This is a genomic window from Rhizobium sp. NZLR11, from assembly GCF_019685115.1.
GTDB lineage: Bacteria > Pseudomonadota > Alphaproteobacteria > Rhizobiales > Rhizobiaceae > Rhizobium.
The window spans coordinates 119050-141881 of record NZ_JABDWD010000016.1 but is presented as its reverse complement, the minus strand read 5'-3'; the positions used below and the strand labels follow the sequence as shown (position 1 = coordinate 141881).

Sequence of the window (22832 nt, the reverse complement as noted above, 5' to 3'; positions counted from 1 at the left end):
TCTCCGGTAGCAAGCGGGGAAACGAGCGGTAAGGCGACATAACGCTGAAACAACCATGTCTCGTCGACCGGAATCTTTTGCATTCGGAGATTTAACCTTCCTCAACAGTGGAACAGTGTGATGTCGGAACCGGAAATAAAGGTCGGGATGACCAGCAGCGCCCCCTTCGACCGGGCGCCGATGGCGCCCGCTATGCGCGGCGGCCGCGCATCTTCGTCCTATGACCTTTCGGTGACGGATGACATCGATGCGCGGATCTGGGAGAGAATCAAAGACCATCCCTGCTTTTCAGAGCAAGCCCATCACTATTTTGCTCGCATGCATGTCGCGGTCGCACCTGCCTGCAACATCCAGTGCAACTACTGCAATCGCAAATATGACTGCACCAACGAAAGCCGTCCCGGGGTCTCATCAGTCAAGCTAACTCCCGACCAGGCACTACGCAAGGTGCTTGCCGTCGCCAGCAAAGTGCCGGAGCTTTCCGTAATCGGCATTGCCGGACCGGGCGACGCTTGTTACGACTGGAAGAAAACAGTAGCGACGTTTGAAGGCGTTGCCAGAGAAATACCTGACATCAAACTATGCATTTCTACCAATGGATTGGCGCTTCCGGACCATGTCGATGAGCTAGCTGACATGAACGTCGATCACGTGACGATCACCATCAACATGGTGGATCCGGAAGTCGGGGCGAAGATCTATCCATGGATACTTCACGGTCATCGTCGATACACTGGGATAGAAGGTGCCAGGATCCTTCACGAGCGCCAAATGTTGGGTTTGGAAATGCTGACCGAACGCGGCATCCTCACCAAAATCAATTCTGTTATGATTCCAGGCGTCAATGACACGCACCTCGTGGAAGTTAACCGATGGATCAGAGACCGCGGGGCATTCATGCACAATGTTGTGCCCCTGATTTCAAAGCCTTCGCATGGCACTTATTACGGTCTCACGGGTCAGCGTTGCCCCGAGCAGTTCGAACTAAAGGCACTTCAAGACTGTCTCGATGGTAACGTTAAGCTTATGCGCCACTGCCAACAGTGTCGGGCCGACGCCATCGGTTTGCTGGGCGATGATCGCGAGCGAGAGTTTGCTCTCGACCAAATCTCCACCAAAGCTGGATACGATGCCAACAAGCGCGAGGTATATCGGAAGCTGGTCGAGCATGAGCGAGAGGATCAATTTGCAGCAAAATTGGACGCGAACAAAGCAGTCAAGTCACTGGATTCGTCGGGAACTCTTGCCGTTGCCGTGGCGACCAAAGGTGGCGGCCGGATCAACGAGCATTTCGGTCAGGCAAGAGAACTCCAATTGTATGCCGTCTCTCGAAAGGGAATCGATTTAGTGGGACACCGAAGGGTTCAACAGTATTGCCTGGGTGGTGTAGGCGAGGACAGCGCTCTCGATCACATCATCGTTGCACTCGACGGTATCGATATTCTGCTCTCTGCCAAAATTGGCGATGGACCAAAGAAGCGGCTGGCAAAAGCTGGCGTGCGAGCAACGGACGCATTTGCCTATGCTTACATCGAGGCTTCAATTAGCGCGGTATACGCAGCCGAGTTTGGCCGAAACCCGTCGATGCCGACGGCTTAGCCCCCTCTGACTGACTCAGGAGCTACAAAATGGCTTACAAAATAATCGCATCCCAGTGCACCCAGTGCGGCTCTTGCGAATTTGCATGTCCCTCAGATGCGATCAGTTTCAAAGGTGAGGGATATGTTGTTGATTCACAAAAATGTACCGAGTGCAACGGTGAGTTTGACACGCAACAATGCGCTTCGGTGTGTCCGATGCCGGAGACCTGCGTCCCTGCCTGATTGTCACTGGACTAAAGCGCGTAAGACCAATTTCGCATCCAGGGAGCGGATTCCGCCCAAATCTGATGTAGAGCCATAACGGAGGTGTCGGCCTGGGGATATTTCCTACCAGAATAATGGGCCTTGATAACACTTTCAAAGCTCCCAAAGCGGCCAGCGAGAAGGAACGTGCATGAGAGTGACAATCAGCAGAACTGACGTCGGCTTATCGGCCTATATTCACAAGAAAGACCTCGAGGAACCGATCGTCTCGGTTGAGCACAAAAACCTATGGGGCGGCTCTATTCTGCTGAAAAACGGATGGCGGATTGCCCTTCCCGACCTATCGCAGAACAGGCGCCTGCCCGTTACTGTCGATGCGAGGAGGCTATCCAGTTAGAGTGCGCGCGCAGGTCGGAACGAGCGTTGGTGCAAAGCGTAAGCAGTTCATACACCCAACACAGGGTATCGAGTTTCATCCTTTGCCGATCCGTTGAAGACGACGATCGTCAAGAGGTCGCCCTTATACCTGGAGGAATCCGACGTGAACCAACTCAACGAAACAACGCTTAAGGAGCTCGTGGACCGCATCTTTGGCGACCTTGGTGGTGCATTCAGCGTGCCGCTGGTGCGGATCGGCGATGACCTTGGCCTCTACAAGACGCTAAAGGCGATCGGACCCGCGACGGCCGAGGAGGTTGCCGTGGCCGCGGGATGCACGCCTCGCTATGTGCGCGAGTGGTTGGCAGCGCAGGCGGCTTCGGGCTATGTGCATTACGAGAATGGCCGGTTCTCGCTCACGCCCGAGCAGGCCTACGTGTTTGCTGAACCCGACAGCCCGGTCAACCTGATTGGCGCCTTCGATACGGCTGCCGCCATGGTCGGAAATCAGGCGAAGGTGCAGTCTGCCTTCAAGACAGGTGAAGGCGTTGCCTGGGGTGACCAGGCTGGCTGCATGTTCTGCGCTGTCGCGCGGCTGTTCCGCCCTGGTTACGTCAATGCGCTGGTCCAGGAGTGGCTGCCGGCGCTCGATGGCGTGAACGCCAAGTTGAAATCGGGTGCAACGGTCGCCGACGTCGGATGCGGGCACGGGGTATCAACGGTTCTGATGGCGCAGGCCTTTCCCAAATCCCAGTTCACGGGTTACGACTTTCATTTGGGCTCGATCGCGGCTGCGAAAGCGCACGCTGAAGCGCACGGTTTGACGAACGTGCAGTTTGAGGTGGGCCGCGCGCAGGACTTCGACGGTAGCGACTTCGATCTGATCACCTGCTTCGACTGCCTACACGACATGGGCGACCCGGAAGCCGCGGCGTCTCATATCAAAAAAGCGCTGAAGGAAGGCGGCACCTGGATGGTCGTCGAGCCTTTGGCGGGAGACACGCTTGAGGAGAATATCAACCCGGTCGGGCGGCTCTACTACTCCGCCTCGACGATGATCTGCGTTCCCACCTCCCTGGCGCAGGAGACGGGATTAGCACTTGGCGCTCAGGCGGGAGAGAAGCGATTGACGGAGGTGATCCGGTCAGGCGGGTTCACACATGTCAGACGAGCAGCCCAGACGCCGCTGAACATGGTGCTCGAAGCAACTTGGTGAGAAGGAGTGGTGCATCCGGGACATGCCAGATGGGGCAGGCTCTCGGCGCACACGTGACGTTGAAGGCGGCTAGCACTTGAATTTGGACCGTTTTGCGCTTGAGGGCAGATCCGGTCGCCGCTCTTCAACTCCCTGCTGCACGAGCGAGACAGCGGCGATACCCGCACTGACCGCACGCAATGTGTCGGCACCCTTGACGGCAGCCTTTCCTCACCGTCATCACAAGGCCAGTCGTTTACCAGGAGACGCGCCGTCGCCTGGCCTCCATACGACTTGCGAGATGCCGGGCCAAGCAAAGCAAACCGACCGGATTGATTCTGATGATGATGTGAAGCAGCATCCGTCACCGCATTAGTCGCCGCCGAAGCAATGCGGTCGACACGAGGAATGGTACGACTATGTAGATGCAGAGAACGCCGATATGCAGGGAGACATTGGCGATTGGTTGGCCCAGCATCGTCGGGCGGATAACATCTATCGAATGTGCCAAGGGCAAGAAGGCGGCTATCTGTTGGAATGCTACGGGCAACTGGTCTACGGGAAAGACTGCGCCTGACAAAAACAACATCGGTGTGATGACCAGCGTTTGATAAAATATGAAATAATCGTAGCTGGGCGCGAGGGCCGTGACGACCATTCCAAGGCTCGCAAAGGCTAAGCCCGTGATGGCGATGACCGGAAGAGCGTAGAGAAGAGCCAGCCAGTGAGTGTATCCCAACATGGCGGCGACGATACCAATACCGGTGCCTGCGAGCGACGCCTTGGTTGCCGCCCACGCCATTTCCCCAACGACGATATCCCCCAGCCTGAGCTGCGTGTATAACATTGCTTCCCAGGTGCGCTGGCCCTCCATTCGGCCAAAGGCCGCATAGATAGTCTCGAAGGTTGCAGCAGTCATCGCGCTTGTCGCGATCATTCCAGCCGCCAAAAAAGCAGTGTACGATACGCCGTCAACGCGCCCCACCATCACTCCCAATCCAGCGCCGAGCCCGAATAGATATATAATGGGATCGGCTAGATTTCCCAGAATGGATGCCAACGCCGCTTTTTTCCAAGCCAAATAGTTCCGGCGCCAAACTGCGAGCCAATTTAAACCGCCGGCGGATAATGCTGCTACGCTCATTCTACTTCTCCATCTCGCGTCCGGTTAACCGCAAGAAGACATCTTCTAGATTTGGTGGACGCTCCAGCAAGCGCAGGCCCGTATATCTACGCAGCTGCGCGCGCACCTGCTCTGGATCAGGCGTGTAGCAGAACAGGGTCTCTCCGCTGATCTCCAGTCGCCTAGCATTCGGCCTGATCAAGAGACTAAGCTCCTGCGGATCGCCGCCATAAATTTCGATCACAGGACAGCCAATCTGCTCCTCGATCAGGGCATGCGGTCGGCCCTCGGCGATCTTTCGCCCAGCTTCAAGCACGCACAGCCGGTCGCACAACCGCTCAGCCTCTTCCATGATATGGGTCGTCAGAAGAATTGTCTTGCCGCATGCCAACAGCGATCGAAGTCGTTCCCAGATCAAGTGGCGCGCGTGTGGGTCGAGGCCAGTGGTCGGCTCGTCCAAAATGAGTAGCTGCGGGTCATTAATGAGCGCACGCGCCAAAGTGAGGCGTCGCTTCATCCCTCCCGATAGGTCTGCCACACGCGTATTCGCCTTGCTTTCAAGTCGCGCAAATTCAAGCAGCGATGGGATCACCGTTTCGATTTCTCGGGTGCTCATGCGGAAGTAGCGGCCGTATACCAAAAGGTTCTCGCGGACCGTGAATTCCAGGTCGAGATTATCGAACTGAGACACGATCCCGATTTTCGCGCGCGCCAAGCGAACCTGGCCCGGCTCCTGCGCTCCGAGTACAGTGATCTTGCCTGCATTCGGCGACGTCATTCCTAGGATCATACGGGTGATCGTGCTTTTACCTGCGCCGTTCGGTCCTAAAAGACCAAAACATTCTCCTGCGGCGATAGTAAACGACAAGTCATTGACGACGATTTTACCACCATATGATTTCGAAACGCCGGCCAGGTCGATTGCGACTGGGGACAATGAGCCAGAAGGCGAATCCATTGCCTTAAATTTCGATTGGTGCTGCCGCTCCGATAGGATGAGATGATCCTGGTGCGGATCAGCGATCGTCGTCTTCAAATTCGTTAATTGCCCGTTCATTTCTTGTCCCAGATTTTGAGCTGCAGTGACGCGTTCATCACTCGCCACTATAGGCAATTTCAGATGTCGCCCGCCCTGGCATTTTGGTAGCGCCCTGCTGCCCAACCGTGGGCGCAATCGCGACTGATCCGCGCGACAGCCAGTCGCTATTGGATAGGGTACAAAGGGCATAGGCCTTCAAGGGAATTAAGAGAAAGATGTTCACAAGCGTGTGGAGAGCAAAACCCAGAAACCTCAGTTCGCGGGCGCGATAGGCAGCCACGCTACAGCGGACAAGAGTCATGGATCCAATGACCAGGATCGTCCACCAGGGTAGTGTGGCGGTCAGCGCAAACTGGCCAATTCCTGTCAATACCGACAGCGCAAGAAGTAGCAGGCCGACATTTTGCCCGATTGCGTCCAGCGTGAGATATCGATCGAGACCAGGCAGTACAGGAAGCGCAAGCAAAGTATCCCGAAAGGTGCTGCGTGCCCACCGTAGTTGTTGGCGTAGATAAACACCCATCGTGTCTGGAACGACTGTCGCCGCGATGGCACTCGGAACATACTCAGTTCGAAAGCCTGCGCTCAGCATGAGAATCGTCAAATGGCGATCTTCGCCGAAGTCACTCGGCTTGCCGCGATAAAGCTGCGTCTCGTACTGATCGAGCAGCGAAAGCATAGCAGACCGACGGTACATCGCACATGGGCCGCAGCAACACATAACTGCACCGAAGCGAGCTTGTGCCGCGCGCTCCTCGTTGCAGGCAAGCCAGTACTCCATGTCAATCAAGCGAGTTAGCCAGGTGTCCGCCTGGTTGCTGGCTTTCATTTGGCCCATCGCCGCACCGACTGCTGGATCCCGCATTTTGTGGGCAAGCTTAGATACGACGTCGGGGGCGATCGTGGTGTCTGAGTCCACATTCAAAATGAGATCCCCAGAGGACTGGGTTATAGCGGCGATTTGCGCTTTGCGCTTTCCAACATTTTTAGGGAGAATTGTGAAGTTGAATCTCTCATCGTCTGCATAGACAGCGCGCTGAGCCACAACCGCGTCGCGATTTTTGGAACCGTCGTCGACTACATAGATGCGCAATTTTCCGGCATAATCTTGCTCCGCAAGCGACGCGAGGCATTCCGAAAGAACGATTGGGTCCTCGTTGAAGCACGGCACGATGACATCAACGCTTGGCACGGGGTTGGTTTCAATGTCTTTCGCAGGTGTTGTTGAGATCGTTGTCCGCCTAGCATGAAAGACCTGCGCGCTCTTGTAAACGGTGGAGAGCATTGCATAAAGCGAGATGGCGGCGATGCTGGTTGTTGCGAGCAGGGTCATGGTTTCTCGTTTGTCCAGTGTTTCAGGGAAGTGAACGAATCTCGAATCCGCGGCTATGCAGTGCCGGAATAATTCGAGAGAGTGCTATGAGCGTCTGGTCACGGAGTCCGGCAAGCGAGCATTGCTCAACCTCATCGGGAGGACACCCGTCGTGCAAAAGCACGATTGCCCCAGGCCGAGCAGCAGCAAGCACCTCATCAACGATCACGTCGACGCCCGGGCAAGACCAGTCTCTAGGGTCGGCCGACCAGTGAACGGCTCCAAGTCCAGCCCTCACCGATGCTGAAAGGACGTCTTCAGTCCAAACCCCGTAAGGCGCTCGTAAGTGCCGGACCAAGGCTTGGGGACAGGCCGAGACAATAGCTTGATGCGCCTCGTCTATTTCACGTTTCACATCCTTGGGATCGCAGGTGGCGAGGTCGGGATGCGTCATGGTATGATTGGCGACATCATGACCTTCCGCCACAAGGCGCCGAATGAGTTCGGGGTGATCCTTCACGTATGAGCCGATAGCAAAAAATGTCGCCGGAACACGGTGCTCAGCTAGAACATCTAGGATTTGCGGCGTGCAGAATGGATTAGGACCGTCGTCGAACGTCAAGTAAACGCAGCGATCTTCCTGGCCGTTTGTGTGATTGACCGGTACTTCGCTCATATATGCAGGCCGCTTCATAGTTCCGACCCGTTTCGTTCAATCAACGAGCCCGCAGGCCACTCAGTCATCGGACGGTCGACGGGAACCACCAATACGAGGACATCTTCAGTGCGCGTGGCTGGCAGGTCGGAATGCGCGTCTGGAAGCGTGGAGCGCACACGCAGCCCGGTCATAATATTGGCGGTCCCGTCTCGGCAGTATCTTTCCATATGATTCCGCATGGCGTGGCGAACTGTTCCGAAAGCAAATGGAACACTCAACTGGCGCAGAACCGGAAACATGGCGCGGACCGAGTGAGCGATGCCTAATCCTTCTAGATCCGGTCGCACTCCGTACAGGCCTAGCTCAGCCACAAGCAAATCAGTCGTACCGACCTTTATGAAGCGGCGTAACAAGCCCATGTGGCTAGCGACGCCGTGCGAGTCATATGCGATTGCGCGGCGTTCGGGCCTCGCACCACCCCAGCTTCGGCCAGTCTCGAACGGCTTGGCATTGAACGCTCCCGTCGGCCCATAGGTCTTACAAAAAAAATCAGCGAGTTCCGCGTGGTCGGAAGCTTCCAGCTCATTTTCCCAGCAGATTTTCCATCGCACTTCAGAAGACATGCAAAAGCTCCAAGTTGTTTCTTCGCCCAACCACGATCAGAGCTGCGCGATATTGTTGCGCATACTTGTTGGATTGCCGGTTAGGCAATCGAGCGGTTAAGAGGTTTAAGAGTCTCAAACCGGGCCCCTGCCCGGCGCTTCGTTTTTTAGTTCCTGGCCCCTGATATTGATCAAGTTCCGGGTTTTCTATAAGTGATCCGAAAGATTGGTAAAATTGATTGTTTGGATGGCAATCATCTATGGAATGGATATTCAACCCATGCGTTTTAAAGGCCTAGATCTAAACCTTCTTGTAGCACTCGACGCTCTAATGACCGAGCGCAAGCTCACAGCAGCGGCGCGCAGCATCAACCTCAGCCAACCCGCCATGAGCGCCGCCATCTCTAGGTTGCGCGACTATTTCCGCGACGACCTTTTTATCATGCAGAGACGGGAGCTAGTTCCGACCCCGCGTGCAGAGGCACTTGCCCCCGCTGTCCGCGAAGCCCTCTTGCATATTCAGCTCTCCGTTATCGCTTGGGATCCAATAAACCCAGCGGAGTCGGACCGCCGATTCAGAATTATCCTCTCAGACTTCATGGCACTGGTCTTCTTCGACAAGATAATACTGCGCTTAGCTCGGGAGGCGCCAGGGGTCAGCTTCGAGTTGCTGCCACTTGACGACGATCCGGAGGAGCTTCTCCGCCGTGGTGATGTCGATTTTCTGATCCTCCCGGATTTATTCATGTCCGGCGCCCATCCGAAGGCAAGGCTTTTCGAAGAGAGACTGGTGTGCGTCGGCTGCCCTACGAACGAGCAGTTACAAGGGCAGCTCTCCTTGGAGCAATATATGTCCATGGGACATGTTGCGGCTAAGTTCGGACGTGGTCTTAAGCCTTCCGTAGAGCAATGGTTATTGATGCAGCACGGCCTCAAGAGGCGTATTGAGCTCGTCGTCCCGGGGTTTAACTTGATCCCGCCATTGCTGTCTCGCACTAATCGAATAGCAACCATCCCCCTGCGGCTGGTCAAACATTACGAACGAACTATCCCACTAAGAATCATTGAGCATCCTTTGCCGCTTCTTTCGTTCACTGAGGCTGTCCAATGGCCGGCTCTTCACAACACTGATCCTGGAAACATCTGGATGCGCGAGATTATGATCCAAGAGGCTTCGCGCATGGAATCTGAGATGGAAAGTTGTACGTCGTAAGCGGCACCGCCGGCTCATTTCACAGCCCCAGTAATTAGATCCATACGCGTTGGCTGTGTTCCCAAAGGAGGCATTACGTTACAGGCGGCCCCCGCCGCCTCAGCTCAGCTAGCAATCGAAGCTATTGCCGAGAGCGATCGTTTCTACCTGAGAAGGTACGATTCGTATGCTTTCCCTGGCCTCATGCAAAAGTGATTCAAAACTTTATTCCTGTAACTTATGTTCGGCCCATCGCGGAAACCAGCATTCAGCTGCGGTGACTTCCCCGACCTTCCGCACATGCGCTTCTGCGCGAAAATGACCAACGCGCCGACCCGGGATAGTAGCCGAAGCTCTACTTTCGATTCCGCAATAAATCTTGTTCTTGAAGGTTTGAAACGGCGCCGGCGCGAGAAGTTAGCCGCGGCAATATGTCGAGCCACAATCCATAGCGTGGATGCTTTTGATCCACACAATCAATTTTACCAATGATCCCATATGATCCATAGCAGGGCAGCCGCGCGGTGAGATTCCGGTAAGTTTTATTGGTTTCTGTCGTCACTTCGCAGACGAGCCGGAACATCTTCCGATGTTAGCAGCAATTAGATCGAGCCTTCTCGCAAGGCCGTCGGCTCGTCGAAATTAGGCATGATGGAGAGGAATACAAATGGCTGATCAACTCACACTGGAAATTATCAGTGCGATCAATAAGCTCGTCAAAGCTGAAGACGGCGGGAGAACGATCGTAGCGCTCGGCGAAATAACGACTGACACTGAGCTGACTTCACTTGGCATCGATTCGCTGGGTTTGGCCGATGTCCTTTGGGATCTGGAGCAGCTCTACGGCATTAAGATCGAGATGAATACGGCCGATGCCTGGTCGAACCTCAACAATATCGGCGACGTGGTGGAAGCCGTCCGTGGCTTGCTCACCAAGGAGGTCTGAATGGACAGACGCGTCGTTATCACCGGATTGGGCGGACTGTGCGGACTGGGCACCGATGCTTCCTCTATCTGGACGGAGATGCGCGAAGGCCGCTCCGCCATCGGCCCGATCTCAAACTCAGAGATTCATGAGCTGAAGGGGATGATCGGGACCGAGATCAAGGTGCTGCCTCAACACGACATTGATCGCAAACAGCTCATCTCCATGGACCGCTTCAGCCTGCTAGCCGTGCTTGCAGCTAAACAAGCCATGCTACAGGCCGGCCTTTCGTGCAATGAAGGAAATGCCCACCGTTTCGGCGCGACAGTGGGCGTTGGCTTTGGCGGCTGGGACGCTACCGAGAAGGCCTACCGCACCCTCCTATTGGGCGGCGCGACTCGCACTGAGCTATTCACTGGGGTAAAGGCAATGCCTAGCGCGGCCGCCTGTCAGGTAAGTATGAACCTCGGGCTGCGGGGGCCAGTCTTCGGTGCCACCTCTGCCTGCGCCTCGGCCAACCATGCGATCGCTTCAGCGGTAGATCAGATCAAGCTCGGTAGGGCGGACGTTATGCTAGCTGGAGGAAGCGACGCGCCACTCGTGTGGATCGTGCTTAAGGCATGGGAAGCAATGCGCGTACTCGCTCCAGATACTTGCCGGCCATTCTCGGGCGACAGGAAAGGACTAGTTTTGGGCGAAGGTGCGGGCATGGCCGTGCTGGAAAGCTATGAGCATGCCGCCGCCCGCGGTGCAACGATGCTTGCCGAGGTCGCCGGCATCGGCCTTTCCGCCGATGCCTACCACATAGCTGCACCAGCTGTGCATGGGCCGGAGGCGGCGATGCGCGCCTGCCTTGTTGATGCGGGTTTAAATGCCGAGGATGTAGACTACCTCAACGCCCATGGCACCGGCACCAAGGCCAACGATCAGATCGAAACGACGGCGATTAAGCGCGTCTTTGGTGACCATGCGCGATCGATGTCCATCTCTTCCACCAAATCCACTCACGCGCACTGCCTCGGGGCAGCAAGTGCGCTCGAAATGATAGCCTGCGTGATGGCGATCCAAGAAGGTGTCGTGCCGCCCACGGCGAACTATCGCGAACCAGACCCCGATTGTGATCTGGACATCACGCCAAATGTGCCCCGGGAGCGCAGGGTGGGCGTGGCCATGAGCAACGCCTTCGCCATGGGCGGCATGAATGCTGTCCTTGCGTTCAAGCAGGTGCAATGAAGTGAAGATCGTCACGACTAACCCTTGTAAGGCCAGCGGCACATGCTTGAAGCAGGCACCGCAATCCTGTCAAATAGTCTCGCTCTAATTCCCCGGATACTCTCGCATCTCAAATTTTCCTCCGCGCAAACCATGCTACTCCGCCGTCTCGGGGCAAAGGCTGTGGGATGAGAGGGATGCAGCCCGTCGCCCGCTCTTTCCGGCATCAGCGAGCACACACGTCTGACGAAGGTACGCATCCGAGGAGGGCCGCCTTGCTGAGAAGTGAGGCGAACTGGATGTTCTGTCTATATGGACGTCAATATAGACAGTGTGAGAACCGTGGATTTAACGATAGAGAAGCGGCCGCAAGTTAGCCGTATGGAGATTGTCGATAGCGGGCGGCGTCGGCGTTTCAGCAACGAGGCCAAGCTTGCGGTCGTGGCGGAGAGTTATTCCGCGCCGCGTCAGGTGACGGCAACAGCACGTCGCCATGGGATCACACGCTTTCAGCTGAACGATTGGCGTAAAGCAGCTCGCGAGGGACGGCTCGGCAACGGCCGGGGGAGTGAAGGGTTTGTTCCTGCACTGTTGGTCCCGGAGCCAGGCATGCCGGTTGTTGCACCGAACAATTCTTCGACGGCACAAAGTGGGCTAATGGAGGTTGTCAGCGCCAATGGTCGCCGTGTGATCGTGGGACGCGATGTCGACGTTGAAGCGCTGCTTCGGATCCTGCGCGGACTGGAGGCGCTGCGGTGAATCCGTTTCCGATGGGAACAGGGGTCAAGGTCTGGCTTTCGACGGGGTATACGGACATGCGCTGTGGCTTTCCCTCTCTGGCGCTTCGGGTGCAGGAGGTTCTGAAGCATGATCCGTTGTCAGGGCATCTCTTTGTCTTCAGGGGGCGCAGATCGGATATTTTGAAGATCATCTGGCATGATGGTCTGGGCGCCTGCCTTTTTACCCGGCGGCTGGAGAAGGGCCGGTTTATCTGGCCGAATATGGAGGGCGGCGCGGTAGCGATCTCATCGGCGCAATTGTCGTATTTGTTGTCCGGGATCGACTGGCGCAATCCGCAGGAAACCTGGCGTCCGACACGGGTCGGATAGCATTATTGCATTGAAAATATTGAATGAATCTGATCGAATGGCTTCATGACCTCGAAGCCTGTGGATCTTCCTGCGGACCTTGCGAGCGCCTATCTGGCGCTGCTTTCCGAGCGTGAGATGTTGCAGGCTGAACGTGATGTCGTTGTTGCCGAGCGCGATACCGTCGTCGCCGAGCGGGACATTGCGGTGGTGCAAGCCGCCAATGCGCAGGCCATGCTGTCGGACAGCGAGGCCTTGATTGCCCGTCTGGAGCTGGCGATCGAAAAGCTGAAGCGCGAACTGCGCGGCCGGCGATCCGAGCGCACGGCGCGCCTGATCGACCAGATGGAATTGCAGCTCGAAGAACTGGTGATGGCGGCGACGGAGGATGAAGCCGCAGCGCAGGCTGCAGCCGCCAGGACCTCAAGCGTGCGTTCGTTCATGCGCAAACGGCCGGTGCGCAAGCCCTGGCCGGAGGATATCGAACGTGAACGCGTGATCATCGATCCCCCGACCACCTGTGCCTGCTGCGGCGGATCGCGCCTGTCGAAACTGGGCGAGGACGTCACCGAGACGCTCGAGGAGGTTCCGCGCCGGTTCAAAGTGATCGAGACGGTGCGGGAGAAATTTACCTGCCGTGACTGCGAGGCGATCAGCCAGCCGCCGGCGCCATTCCATGCGACGCCGCGTGGCTTCATCGGTCCTCATCTGCTGGCGACGATCCTGTTCGATAAGTTCGGCATGCATAGTCCGCTCAACCGCCAGAGCACCCGGTTCAAATGCGAGGGCATCGAGCTTTCGACCTCGACGCTGGCCGACCAGGTCGGGTATGGAACGGCCGCGCTCCTGCCGATCTTTGAACTGATCGAGGCGCATATCTTCGCGGCCGAGCGCCTTTTTGGCGACGACACCACCATTCCCATCCAGGCCAAAGACAAATGCACGACCGGGCGAATATGGACGTATGTGTGCGATGACCGGCCCTACGGCGGAGCGGCAGCGCCGGCGGCCATATACTATGCGTCGAGCGACCGCCGTGGCGAGCACCCGCAGAAGCACCTGGCCGAGTATGGCGGCATTCTGCAGAGCGATTGTTACAATGGCTTCGAGCCGCTCAGTGTCGCCGAAAAGAAAGCGGTACCGATCACCTTCGCCTTTTGCCATGCGCACGCGCGGCGCAAATTCTTTGAGCTGGCCGACATCCAGAAAAGTGCCCGCGACCGCAAACGCAAAGGCAAGCCGATCTCGCCGATCGCCGTGGAAGCCGTCCAACGGTACGATGCGCTGTTTGAGATCGAACGCGAGATCAATGGATTGAGCGCCGCAGAACGATTGGCCGCGCGGCAGGAAAAGAGCAAGCCGCTGTTCGATGACATGCACGAGTGGCTGAAACGGGAGCGCGCCACGCTCAGCAAATCGTCCGAGGTGATCGAGCCGATCGATTACATGCTGAAGCGATGGGATGGTTTTGCGCGTTTCCTCGACGATGGCCGGATTTGTCTCACGAACAATACGGCCGAGCGGGCTCTGAGAGGAATTGCACTCGGGCGTCGAAACTGGACCTTCGCCGGCTCCCAGCGTGGGGCCGATCGTGCCGCCATCATGCTCTCCGTTATCACGACCTGCCGTCTCAACGACGTCGACCCAAAGGCGTGGCTCGCCGATGTGTTCGCCCGCATCGCCGATCTTCCTGTCTCCCGCCTGCACGAACTGCTGCCTTGGCAATGGAAGTCACACAAAGGGACGGCTATTGCGGCCGCCGCGTAAACAGCTCCCGGAACAACGCTTCCGAACGCTCCAAGCCTTCATCGGTCAGGAACAATGACTTCGACTTGTTGACCGGGTCGCCGATCAAGCCCTTCTTGTGAAGCCGATCCGTCGTTGCCCAGTCGAAACCCTTCCAGGCCCAACGCTCGTTATGCAGCGTAAGCCATAACAGCGCCAAAACGGCATCGTCGATCTTGTCCTCATCGATCTCCATGAACCGACATTACCACGCGCGGCACCCAAAATCCCGCGGTCCTGCTCGGATGGATACTGACGAAGTGGGCTCGGCACCGCTGCTTGTTGGCATTGATGAACCTTCGGTGACTTTGCGGCCTTCGTGGTCATCGGAGAAAGCGATCACCACGCTGATATCAATTCGAGCGCCGTGGCTTTGGCGACAGCTTCACTGGTCGTGGCGACGGTCAGCTTTCGGCGTGCCGACGCAAGATAGAGCTGCACCGCACTTACCGAAATGGACAAGCGGGCGCAGATCTGCTTTGCCATTAGGCCGCTGGCCGTCATATCGAGACATTGCAGTTCGCGGCGCGACAATTGCGGAAAATCCGCAGTTTTTCTCAGGCCCGACAGAACCATGGCCCTGTCGTGGAGATGGTGGGCGAGAAACTGGAGGTCGCGCATGCTGTCCATGCGGAACCGACGCCAGTAGGAGGCGGGCTGATTGGAGGTGATCGTAAACAGCGATCGCTCCCCGTGAGGCCCACGCACCGGCAGTGTCACGCCTTGCTGCCCGATACCGAAGGCCATCGCCTCCTTAAAGAAGCCGTGAGCCCGCCCTGAATCCCATTTTGACGCGGACCATTCCACGGGCAGAAAGCCGCGCTGTCCGAGCCGCACGACGGGATCGATGCTGAAGTAATCCCGGGCAAGATATTGCTTCACCCATTCGGGCGGGTAGGTCAGCATCAGCAATGGATTGTTGGCCGCTGCGCCCGAGGAGCGGGTCACATGCAGAACCATGTGCGATATCGCATAGATGTGGCGGACTTCGTCCAGCGTCGTTTCCAGATCTTCCAACGTCGGCGATGCGGAGATCCGGTCCAAACTGTAGAAAAAACGAGAACTGCGCAGCATGAGATGGACTCGCGGTTGTGTGTTTTCCTGACTGGGGTAATCGTAACATTTCGCGGTTAGCGAGAAAAGAACATTTTATGGCAACCATGGCGCGATGTGAAGAACAGGTTAAGGAACTGACGACACTGTGGGCGGCGGGACGGCGACTGGCCTTACCGCATGCCACCATCGACAAGGGCCCTGCCAGGACAGGAAGAGGTTTGATTGAGAAGCCGGGCTAGGTTGGTGCGAAGTGTCCGACAGTTATCTGCAGTCACGTCCCACAGGCCGACATACAGTTTGCCGATCTCGGGCAGTGATCGGGCAAGCGGCGTCGGCCTCCAGCCGAGCCTGCGATACACCCCGACCATCGCCCCATCATAGACGCCGACGATGTTTTCGATACCGGCGCCGAGGGCAAGATCGCAAAGCCCTGAGAGCAGTTCGGTGGCGACTGCGCGCGATTGCGCGATGTGTCCGGCAGATGGGTGAACGCAAAAGCGAGTACATTCCCAGGTCGTCGGGCTGTCGACGTCGATAGGCTGATCGAAGAAATGCCGAAACTCGCTTTTGAGCATCGTCGCGCCAGTGGTCGGCAGCAGGCGTAGCGAACCTGTCAGTGTGCCCGAAGGTCGTTGAGTGACGAGATATACGGGATCTTCGACCTCATCATATCGGTCCCTCTCCCATTGATCCCGGACATCGACCTGCCATCCCAGCCGATCGCGAAAAACGACGGCGCGAGCCCGAAACATTGCATCGAATGCACGTCGATCGGTCTCGAGCATGTCTTTGGTGAGTATCCGCAACATATCCGTTCCTCCTGATCGTCGATGTTTCACAACAGGGGCCGACCTCGAGCAATCTGGATATTTCACCAGATTGACCGGCGCTTCGACTTACCTTTCATTTTCACAGGCATTTCCGAAGCTTGATCGATCTCAAGCTCGCTGTGGCTGCCACTTCAACGCAACCAAGGAAGAATCGTTCGTGACCTACGATCCAGCCCGCGGCAAACGCATTCGAGAAGCGATATCTCGGGGCAAGTTCCGGAAAGTACACGCTCTTGCAGCCGAACTGAATGTATCAGTCGCGGCCGTCTCGCGCTGGCAAAATGGCGGCCATACGTCCCTGGAAAGCGCCTGCGCTCTCGCGCGCCTGCTGGATGTTTCCCTCGATTGGCTGCTCTTGGGGCGAGGGACCATGGACGGGCATAGGAACAGCGCGATCTCCGCCACGGAATTGCTGTGGGTAATGGCGCTACGCGGCCGATCTGCGACGGCTCAGTCCAATCTTATTGGGCTGCTCGAATCCATCCCTCCGGAACACGCCTTACGCTAAGCACAATTCTGAACGGTTTTTTTAACTTGCGCTCAACAGCTTTAGGTTGCTTAAATGAGCAGCATCAACGATCTTTCTAATTAGGGTTTCATTGACGGGACCGGCAGGAAGGCTAGCCCACCCTGCCCTCGCCGACGCGAAGACCCTTGTTTTCACTATCAACGCAGAAGGGTTGCCGACATGTCTACAATGTTGACCATCAACGTGAAAAACTACGAATCCCAGACGCAAAACTTCTACTTCTTCCAGCAACCGGCAATTTATACCGGCGGCGGGCAAGTCTATTCGAACAGCCTTTTCTCGCAGTCGCTCGGCAACTACGACAACACCGGCGCGATCCTGACCTTCCAGGTCAACCTGCAATATTATGCCGGCATCCAGCAGGCGAATACACCGCCGCAAATCGGCGCCTCTTCCGGCTACTCGTCAGCCAGCCGCGCCATTGATCTTGCTCCGAGTTCGGGTGGCAGCGGTAAACCGAACGACTGGACGACTGCGACGGTCAATCCGCTCGGACTATCCTCGCCAATCTACGGGGAAGGTGTACAGCCTGGCGCATTCCGCATCACCACGCCGGTCTTCAACTCGCCGCCCTACTTCAATGTCGGCTCAGCGGTTGCCGTCAATGGCGGCATCGTGCTCTCCAACTTCGTGCAGGCAAACCCGGCCAGCAATACCGATTGCCAGCCGATCCTGAAATATTATGTCCAGACCGGCGCCTACACGCCAGGTGTCGTGATGAACTTCACGCAGTCGAGCGTGAACGCGGCGCTTTCCGACTTCACCGGCGGCTATTCCGTCTGCAACGTCAGCCTGAAATCTGACGGCACCTGGACCACGCAGCTCCAGTAAACCTTGGCAGCCATGCAGGTGAAGAACCGTCCCCTCTTCACCTGCATGCGCAGCATTCGCGCGTTGCCGCCGCCCGCCGGGCGACGGACAGGCTTGATCTCAGAGGGGATTGTCACACGCCATGACCAGTTCGTCCTACCAGATCATCGTTCGGAACTTCTCGCAGACGACGCAATATTTCTATGTTTTCCAGAAGCAGGCGGCATTTCCGTTGCTGCCGAGCCATGGTCCCATCCTCAGCGGCAGTCTCGGCTGCCAAAGCATCGGCAATTACGCAAGTTCGGGAGCGCAGATCAATTTCGGTTTGGACAGTCAGGTCTATGCAGGTGCCCTCAGCACCAAACAGGCGGCGTCCCCCTCGCAGCTTATCGCGCTTCTCTCGCTCAATGCCGCCACGCTATCCGTGGTCGGCAGCAGCTCGGCGTTCCGACCGGTTACGCTCACCACGGTCGACGGTTCGCCGGACAATTGCACGACCTTGACGCTCGATCCGCTTGGACTTTCCGCGCCCGCCAATCAAGCCGGAGTTGCGATCGGAGGATTTGGCATAAACGTGCCTTCCTACACGCCGTTGCCGCGTCCCGAGCTCTATTGTGGCGTCGTCGCACTAAACGACAATCAAGCTATCATACTCTCGAGCTTCGTCGCTCCTTTCCCCAACGCCGTCATGAACTGCATACCGAAACAGATCTTTTTCGTGAAGATGGGCTACCAGCCGGTCGGAAGCACCGTGACTTATGACGAGAGCAACTCGGCATGCTGCGATTTCACCATCGGCTACGCGATCTACACCGTGACTTACAAAGCTGACGGAACCTTTTCGGCGACAGGAGGACCGTAGACCCAGAGAACCGGATCATCATTGACGCTTGAACAAGCCAACCCTTGAACCGAAAGGAATATAGCAATGTTACGTATCACGTCGAAATTCGCTGGCCAAACAGCACGTCGCGATAAAATCGCTGCCGGGCTTGCCATTTCCATCGTCTCTATCCTCGCAACAGCGCTGCCTGCCGCCGCGCAACTCGTTTTTTCGTCCGATTGCCGGAACTACCAGCCCATTGCGGTCGCCCCGCCGAACGACGCGATCCTCTTCACCAAGCAGCCGGTGCCCCATCCGAACGGAACGGCCTCCGTCTTTGCGATCGTCGGAGCCGACACCTATGTCATTCCGGCTGGGGCCAACTCCTGCATCGTCGCCGCTCCCCCCGCCGATGACAATTACTGCTTCATTGCCCGTAACGACAACACGATCGACGGCGTCGGTTTTGCCGCCATTCGAAATCCGGGGGGCCTGACCGCCTGCCAGTAAGGGGTGAATTTCCTACATCCAGCAGTTCTCGTCCGGTCTTGCGCGAAGGTGAGGCGGAAAGTGGAATATCCACCTCCGCCCGCTGTCGCGCGCTTGTCACCCTGGCGACCCAATTCTGCACGCTAAGAAGCAATCGGTGGGTGAAAGAAACTACAGCTAATGAGCAGTTCATAGGCACTGGCGAGCGGTAATCTTTCAGGTTCCAAGGATTCTATTGACGGCGGCCGCGATAGCGGCCTCCGTCGGTGAACCAGCCCTTCGTCATGCCGCGCCCCGCCAAGACGCTGACGATTTGCATTCCCGCCGGCATCGAGCAAGGCGGACGGCCCATAGAGACTGGAATAGAATAAACCTTCGGGAAGCTGGGCAGTAACTTGAGTAAAAGTCTTTTTATGACGGTCTCTTAGTCAGCCTTGGTCTGCCTATGCGCTTGCCGCTGTGTTCGGAATCTGCCAAGCTAAATAGACACATCTTATTGTGCCCTCCCCCAGCCGGTGAATGCGAAGGTCGCTTCCGGTCTGCCTATCTGCAGGATTTGCCGCGCTTGAGCAGATGACTTTCGAACCAGCCGCGAAAAGGCGAAAGATTGCTGTTAACTCCTCTGTGCGCTCTGCCGGCAACCAGGTGAATCCGAGCGCAATGACCGACCACTCCTCGAACAAGATCTGAGAAGAGACGATGACACGCAGCCAAAAAGAAAAGATGCTCGCAGGCGAGATGTATAACGCAGCGGATCCTGAGATCCAAGCCGAGTTGCTCCTCACCGGGGCTTGGCTGAAACGGTACAATGACACGCTGGGCGACCCCGCCGAGCGGTGGCATGCGCTTCTGTTAGAACGATTGGGGGCTGTCGGGCTTGGAGCTGCTATTCGTCCTCCGTTCCACTGCGATTACGGGTTCAACATCCGGATCGGAGCGTGGGTCTACATCAATTTCAACTGCGTCATCCTTGACGTGGCAGCAGTGACTATCGGCGACGGAACCGCAATAGGGCCTGCTGTGCAGATTTATACTGCGGACCATCCACATGATCCAGAGCAGCGCCAGGCTGGGTTGCAGTTGGGACGACCGGTCAGCATTGGCAGGCACGTCTGGATTGGAGGTGGAGCAATCATTCTCCCGGGCGTGACGATCGGCGATCATGCTGTCATTGGCGCTGGTAGCGTGGTCACTCGAGATGTTCCTGCTGGAAGCACGGCGATGGGAAATCCAGCTCGGGTCAGGGTTGGTGGACGCTTGCCGCAATCATAAAAGTAGGCGTCGGGCGAAAATCCGGTGGTTAGGGGTAGTCTCGTTGCTTGTGCGAACGACGATTCTGGGTCGCCATGGCCCGTGCGACCGTCGGCACTCTGACGCAGTTCTCTTTGCAAATGCGGTCGGTCAGTCCGTGCTAAGTGATTACTGATCGCGTTTGCTACGACCGGCTGCACATTGCACCGGACCGCCGGATTCCAGTGTCAGGATCCGGCTGTCCTGTCGAAAACTTAAGGCACCATCTACTGCCGACACACGCGGCCATGTGACCTTTCCTCGGAGACCGTTTGAAGATAGCCTGCGTTCGTCCCATGCCAAAGCCTCCTTCCCATCGGCGCCCGAAACCAACCTGTCGAATCTAGATCGACTGATGTTTTCCAGGAGATGCTGGTTCTGCTTCCGATTTATGAGTTGCGAACTGGTCGCATGCGAAGGGGCCAATTACGTTTAGGCTCAACTCGCAGATACAGACCGCTTCACCTGCATGAGCACGAATTGTTTTCGTGCGCTCGATGAATGACAATTGCTCGCTCTGAATAGAAATCACGCGCGGTATGTCGTCGGTAAATATCTTGCTGTCGCCAGGAACATCTTCAGAAGTAGGCACCGATCACCCGGCGCAGCCTATCGGTCCCACTCTGCAGAAAGCGCCTTTCGCCACGTACAGCGTTGATTGACCAGCTACCTAAGTACACTGCATCCATAACGTGGATGATAGCTATCCCAACAATCAATTTTACTAATCTGTTTGGATTTATTAGCACGCGCTGGAGGACACGCGCCGAGCGGCGTCCGCCTCCTGATTACCTGTCGGGGGCTCTTGACCTGGGTGACGAGCATGTGTGGAATTGTTGGCATAGTGGGACATAAGCCCGTGTCGGAGCGACTGATCGAAGCCTTGGAGCGGCTGGAATATCGCGGCTATGATTCATCCGGCGTTGCTACGATCTTCGAAGGAGAATTGCACCGACGCCGTGCGGAAGGCAAGCTCGGGAACCTTAAAACGAGATTGAAGGAAGCGCCCCTGAGCGGCACCGTCGGCATTGCCCACACACGATGGGCGACCCATGGCGCACCGACAGAATGCAACGCTCACCCGCACTTTACCGATGGTGTAGCCGTTGTTCATAACGGCATCATCGAAAATTTCTCCAAGCTAAAGGACGCATTGGCGGAGGTAGGGGCCAAGTTCCAGACTGACACGGACACCGAGGTGATTGCGCATCTCCTGACAAAATTCCGCCGGGGTGGCATGGGATGCCTTGAGGCAATGCATGCCATGTTGAAGTGCGTCGAGGGCGCCTTCGCTCTTGCCATCCTGTTTGAGGATGATCCCGCGACCATTATGGTGGCGCGCAATGGACCACCGTTAGTGATAGGCCACGGCGATGGTGAGATGTTTCTAGGCTCCGACGCGATCGCTCTTGCTCCGTTCACCAATGACATCACATATCTGAACGATGGCGATTGGGCTGTTGTAGGCAAAACGAGTGTCCAGGTTTTCGATATCGAAGGCAATGTCGTTACGCGCCCACGGCACACATCGCTTGCTACCGCAGACCTGGTCGGCAAGGGCAATCACCCGCATTTTATGGAGAAGGAAATCTACGAGCAACCGGAGGTCATCGCCGGTGCTCTTGGTCACTACATCAATGTCAACGATAGTCATGTCACAACGACTTCAACCGAAATCGATTTCGCCGGGGTTGAGAGCCTCGCGATCTCCGCCTGCGGCACGGCATATCTTGCGGGACTAATTGGCAAATATTGGTTCGAGCGCTACGCACGCTTAATCGTTGAAATTGATGTCGCCTCTGAATTCCGTTATCGAGAAATCCCGTTGTCGCCGCGGTCGGCAGCGCTCTTCATCTCTCAATCTGGTGAGACGGCTGACACGCTTGCATCGCTGCGCTATTGCAAAGCACATGGTCTGAGAATAGGCGCTGTCGTCAATACCCGAGAATCAACTATTGCCCGCGAGGCAGATGCCATCTTTCCGATCCTCGCCGGGCCAGAGATCGGCGTTGCTTCTACCAAGGCATTCACTTGCCAGCTAGCTGTTCTCGCTGCGCTAGCCATCGGCGCAGGCAAGGCGCGAGGCACGATCGCAGACGACGAGGAACAATTGCTCGTCCAAAGTTTGGCGACGTTGCCGAGCGTTATGCGACAGGTGCTGAACGACATCAAGCCGGGGATCGACCTCTTGTCACGGGAATTGTCGAATTACCGCGACGTGCTCTATCTCGGCCGCGGCACGAGTTTCCCATTGGCCATGGAAGGTGCGCTGAAGCTCAAGGAGGTTTCCTATATTCATGCTGAAGGTTATGCGGCAGGAGAATTAAAACACGGTCCGATCGCCCTGATCGATGAAAATATGCCAGTCATCGTCATCGCGCCACATGATCGGTTCTTCGATAAAACTGTCTCCAATATGCAGGAAGTGGCCGCCCGCGGCGGCCGCATCATTCTGATCACCGACGAGACGGGAGCTTCGATGTCAAAACTCCCCACCATGCACACTATCGTATTACCCGATGTTGCGGAGATTATCGCGCCGATGATCTTTTCTCTGCCGCTGCAGCTTCTTGCGTATCACACAGCGGTCGTCATGGGGGCAGATGTGGACCAGCCGCGGAATCTGGCTAAATCAGTCACAGTCGAATGATCGTGACGATTGGTTAGATCGCAACTCGCTTCCGAGAAAAT

Annotated in this window: 24 protein-coding genes; 16 read left to right on the top strand and 8 right to left on the bottom strand. The window is 56.7% G+C overall.

What is annotated here, in order from left to right:
• The first annotated feature begins 120 nt into the window (after nt 1–120).
• From nifB to HJB83_RS24700, 4 genes are all read left to right on the top strand, one after another.
• On the top strand, nt 121–1599 hold the full coding sequence (gene nifB, locus HJB83_RS24715) for a nitrogenase cofactor biosynthesis protein NifB (protein ID WP_168260029.1): 1479 nt from the start codon (nt 121–123) through the stop codon (nt 1597–1599).
• 29 nt (nt 1600–1628) lie between these two features.
• Entirely contained in the window at nt 1629–1823 is a 195-nt protein-coding gene (locus HJB83_RS24710; protein WP_221140619.1) for a 4Fe-4S binding protein, read from the top strand.
• Between the two features lie 172 nt (nt 1824–1995).
• Nucleotides 1996–2202 (top strand): putative nitrogen fixation protein NifT, encoded by a 207-nt coding sequence (gene nifT, locus HJB83_RS24705; protein ID WP_131702623.1) that lies wholly within the window; start codon nt 1996–1998, stop codon nt 2200–2202.
• A gap of 144 nt (nt 2203–2346) precedes the next feature.
• Nucleotides 2347–3399 (top strand): class I SAM-dependent methyltransferase, encoded by a 1053-nt coding sequence (locus HJB83_RS24700; RefSeq protein ID WP_221140616.1) that lies wholly within the window; start codon nt 2347–2349, stop codon nt 3397–3399.
• Nucleotides 3400–3742: 343 nt separating this feature from the next.
• Here HJB83_RS24700 and HJB83_RS24695 read toward each other — a convergent pair whose 3' ends face one another.
• The 5 genes from HJB83_RS24695 to HJB83_RS24675 are packed head-to-tail and all read right to left on the bottom strand — an operon-like array spanning nt 3743 to nt 8133.
• On the bottom strand, nt 3743–4522 hold the full coding sequence (locus HJB83_RS24695; RefSeq protein WP_127431411.1) for an ABC transporter permease: 780 nt from the start codon (nt 4520–4522) through the stop codon (nt 3743–3745).
• 1 nt (nt 4523) lies between these two features.
• Entirely contained in the window at nt 4524–5558 is a 1035-nt protein-coding gene (nodI, locus tag HJB83_RS24690; RefSeq protein WP_127431513.1) for a nodulation factor ABC transporter ATP-binding protein NodI, read from the bottom strand.
• Nucleotides 5559–5595: 37 nt separating this feature from the next.
• The gene (gene nodC, locus HJB83_RS24685) at nt 5596–6873 is read right to left on the bottom strand and encodes a chitooligosaccharide synthase NodC (RefSeq protein WP_127431412.1); all 1278 of its coding nucleotides are present in this window, start codon (nt 6871–6873) and stop codon (nt 5596–5598) included.
• Nucleotides 6874–6895: 22 nt separating this feature from the next.
• Complete coding sequence (gene nodB / locus HJB83_RS24680; RefSeq protein ID WP_221140615.1) at nt 6896–7546, bottom strand: chitooligosaccharide deacetylase NodB; 651 nt, start codon at nt 7544–7546, stop codon at nt 6896–6898.
• Nucleotides 7543–8133: a NodA family N-acyltransferase gene (locus tag HJB83_RS24675; RefSeq protein WP_127431414.1), complete on the bottom strand. Its 591-nt coding sequence runs from the start codon at nt 8131–8133 to the stop codon at nt 7543–7545. Before HJB83_RS24675 ends, nodB begins: the two co-directional genes overlap by 4 nt.
• A 259-nt stretch (nt 8134–8392) precedes the next feature.
• Here HJB83_RS24675 and HJB83_RS24670 point away from each other — a divergent pair, with 259 nt between their 5' ends.
• The 6 genes from HJB83_RS24670 to tnpC all read left to right on the top strand — a co-directional run bounded on the left by HJB83_RS24670 (nt 8393) and on the right by tnpC (nt 14296).
• Nucleotides 8393–9325 (top strand): LysR family transcriptional regulator, encoded by a 933-nt coding sequence (locus HJB83_RS24670; protein WP_131702676.1) that lies wholly within the window; start codon nt 8393–8395, stop codon nt 9323–9325.
• Between the two features lie 646 nt (nt 9326–9971).
• Nucleotides 9972–10250: an acyl carrier protein gene (locus HJB83_RS24665; protein ID WP_127431415.1), complete on the top strand. Its 279-nt coding sequence runs from the start codon at nt 9972–9974 to the stop codon at nt 10248–10250.
• Entirely contained in the window at nt 10251–11462 is a 1212-nt protein-coding gene (locus tag HJB83_RS24660) for a beta-ketoacyl synthase (RefSeq protein ID WP_168257384.1), read from the top strand.
• A gap of 291 nt (nt 11463–11753) precedes the next feature.
• Nucleotides 11754–12200 carry an IS66-like element accessory protein TnpA gene (gene tnpA / locus HJB83_RS24655; protein WP_082239363.1) on the top strand — a complete coding sequence of 149 codons (447 nt, stop codon included), beginning with the start codon at nt 11754–11756 and terminating at the stop codon, nt 12198–12200.
• The gene (gene tnpB / locus HJB83_RS24650) at nt 12197–12550 is read left to right on the top strand and encodes an IS66 family insertion sequence element accessory protein TnpB (protein ID WP_027690704.1); all 354 of its coding nucleotides are present in this window, start codon (nt 12197–12199) and stop codon (nt 12548–12550) included. The genes tnpA and tnpB overlap by 4 nt, the downstream gene beginning before the upstream one ends.
• A 45-nt stretch (nt 12551–12595) precedes the next feature.
• The gene (gene tnpC / locus HJB83_RS24645; RefSeq protein ID WP_130660767.1) at nt 12596–14296 is read left to right on the top strand and encodes an IS66 family transposase; all 1701 of its coding nucleotides are present in this window, start codon (nt 12596–12598) and stop codon (nt 14294–14296) included.
• Here tnpC and HJB83_RS24640 read toward each other — a convergent pair.
• From HJB83_RS24640 to HJB83_RS24630, 3 genes are all read right to left on the bottom strand, one after another.
• Entirely contained in the window at nt 14277–14510 is a 234-nt protein-coding gene (locus HJB83_RS24640) for a DUF6429 family protein (protein WP_018244908.1), read from the bottom strand. The genes tnpC and HJB83_RS24640 overlap by 20 nt on opposite strands.
• A gap of 143 nt (nt 14511–14653) precedes the next feature.
• Complete coding sequence (locus HJB83_RS24635; RefSeq protein ID WP_168257383.1) at nt 14654–15388, bottom strand: LuxR family transcriptional regulator; 735 nt, start codon at nt 15386–15388, stop codon at nt 14654–14656.
• A gap of 152 nt (nt 15389–15540) precedes the next feature.
• On the bottom strand, nt 15541–16179 hold the full coding sequence (locus HJB83_RS24630) for an acyl-homoserine-lactone synthase (protein WP_131702632.1): 639 nt from the start codon (nt 16177–16179) through the stop codon (nt 15541–15543).
• A 178-nt stretch (nt 16180–16357) separates the two neighbouring features.
• Here HJB83_RS24630 and HJB83_RS24625 point away from each other — a divergent pair, with 178 nt between their 5' ends.
• From HJB83_RS24625 to glmS, 6 genes are all read left to right on the top strand, one after another.
• Nucleotides 16358–16708 (top strand): helix-turn-helix domain-containing protein, encoded by a 351-nt coding sequence (locus HJB83_RS24625; protein WP_221140652.1) that lies wholly within the window; start codon nt 16358–16360, stop codon nt 16706–16708.
• 180 nt (nt 16709–16888) lie between these two features.
• Nucleotides 16889–17560: a hypothetical protein gene (locus HJB83_RS24620; protein WP_064649264.1), complete on the top strand. Its 672-nt coding sequence runs from the start codon at nt 16889–16891 to the stop codon at nt 17558–17560.
• 121 nt (nt 17561–17681) lie between these two features.
• Nucleotides 17682–18401, top strand: a complete 720-nt coding sequence (locus HJB83_RS24615; protein WP_168277473.1) for a hypothetical protein — start codon at nt 17682–17684, stop codon at nt 18399–18401.
• Between the two features lie 66 nt (nt 18402–18467).
• Complete coding sequence (locus HJB83_RS24610; RefSeq protein ID WP_131702634.1) at nt 18468–18872, top strand: hypothetical protein; 405 nt, start codon at nt 18468–18470, stop codon at nt 18870–18872.
• A 678-nt stretch (nt 18873–19550) separates the two neighbouring features.
• A complete protein-coding gene (gene nodL / locus HJB83_RS24605; protein WP_131702635.1) occupies nt 19551–20123 on the top strand; it encodes a nodulation O-acetyltransferase NodL in 573 nt (190 codons plus the stop codon).
• An 841-nt stretch (nt 20124–20964) separates the two neighbouring features.
• Complete coding sequence (gene glmS / locus HJB83_RS24600) at nt 20965–22791, top strand: glutamine--fructose-6-phosphate transaminase (isomerizing) (RefSeq protein WP_221140613.1); 1827 nt, start codon at nt 20965–20967, stop codon at nt 22789–22791.
• Nucleotides 22792–22832: the final 41 nt, after the last annotated feature.

What these genes read in the sequence shown, in the direction of transcription:
- nifB (WP_168260029.1), top strand. Translation starts at nt 121, where the DNA reads ATGTCGGAACCGGAAATAAAGGTCGGGATGACCAGCAGCGCCCCCTTC.
- HJB83_RS24710 (WP_221140619.1), top strand. Translation starts at nt 1,629, where the DNA reads ATGGCTTACAAAATAATCGCATCCCAGTGCACCCAGTGCGGCTCTTGC.
- nifT (WP_131702623.1), top strand. Translation starts at nt 1,996, where the DNA reads ATGAGAGTGACAATCAGCAGAACTGACGTCGGCTTATCGGCCTATATT.
- HJB83_RS24695 (WP_127431411.1), bottom strand. Translation starts at nt 4,522, where the DNA reads ATGAGCGTAGCAGCATTATCCGCCGGCGGTTTAAATTGGCTCGCAGTT.
- nodI (WP_127431513.1), bottom strand. Translation starts at nt 5,558, where the DNA reads ATGAACGGGCAATTAACGAATTTGAAGACGACGATCGCTGATCCGCAC.
- nodC (WP_127431412.1), bottom strand. Translation starts at nt 6,873, where the DNA reads ATGACCCTGCTCGCAACAACCAGCATCGCCGCCATCTCGCTTTATGCA.
- nodB (WP_221140615.1), bottom strand. Translation starts at nt 7,546, where the DNA reads ATGAAGCGGCCTGCATATATGAGCGAAGTACCGGTCAATCACACAAAC.
- HJB83_RS24675 (WP_127431414.1), bottom strand. Translation starts at nt 8,133, where the DNA reads ATGTCTTCTGAAGTGCGATGGAAAATCTGCTGGGAAAATGAGCTGGAA.
- HJB83_RS24670 (WP_131702676.1), top strand. Translation starts at nt 8,393, where the DNA reads ATGCGTTTTAAAGGCCTAGATCTAAACCTTCTTGTAGCACTCGACGCT.
- HJB83_RS24665 (WP_127431415.1), top strand. Translation starts at nt 9,972, where the DNA reads ATGGCTGATCAACTCACACTGGAAATTATCAGTGCGATCAATAAGCTC.
- HJB83_RS24660 (WP_168257384.1), top strand. Translation starts at nt 10,251, where the DNA reads ATGGACAGACGCGTCGTTATCACCGGATTGGGCGGACTGTGCGGACTG.
- tnpA (WP_082239363.1), top strand. Translation starts at nt 11,754, where the DNA reads ATGGACGTCAATATAGACAGTGTGAGAACCGTGGATTTAACGATAGAG.
- tnpC (WP_130660767.1), top strand. Translation starts at nt 12,596, where the DNA reads ATGACCTCGAAGCCTGTGGATCTTCCTGCGGACCTTGCGAGCGCCTAT.
- HJB83_RS24640 (WP_018244908.1), bottom strand. Translation starts at nt 14,510, where the DNA reads ATGGAGATCGATGAGGACAAGATCGACGATGCCGTTTTGGCGCTGTTA.
- HJB83_RS24635 (WP_168257383.1), bottom strand. Translation starts at nt 15,388, where the DNA reads ATGCTGCGCAGTTCTCGTTTTTTCTACAGTTTGGACCGGATCTCCGCA.
- HJB83_RS24630 (WP_131702632.1), bottom strand. Translation starts at nt 16,179, where the DNA reads ATGTTGCGGATACTCACCAAAGACATGCTCGAGACCGATCGACGTGCA.
- HJB83_RS24620 (WP_064649264.1), top strand. Translation starts at nt 16,889, where the DNA reads ATGTCTACAATGTTGACCATCAACGTGAAAAACTACGAATCCCAGACG.
- HJB83_RS24615 (WP_168277473.1), top strand. Translation starts at nt 17,682, where the DNA reads ATGACCAGTTCGTCCTACCAGATCATCGTTCGGAACTTCTCGCAGACG.
- HJB83_RS24610 (WP_131702634.1), top strand. Translation starts at nt 18,468, where the DNA reads ATGTTACGTATCACGTCGAAATTCGCTGGCCAAACAGCACGTCGCGAT.
- nodL (WP_131702635.1), top strand. Translation starts at nt 19,551, where the DNA reads ATGACACGCAGCCAAAAAGAAAAGATGCTCGCAGGCGAGATGTATAAC.
- glmS (WP_221140613.1), top strand. Translation starts at nt 20,965, where the DNA reads ATGTGTGGAATTGTTGGCATAGTGGGACATAAGCCCGTGTCGGAGCGA.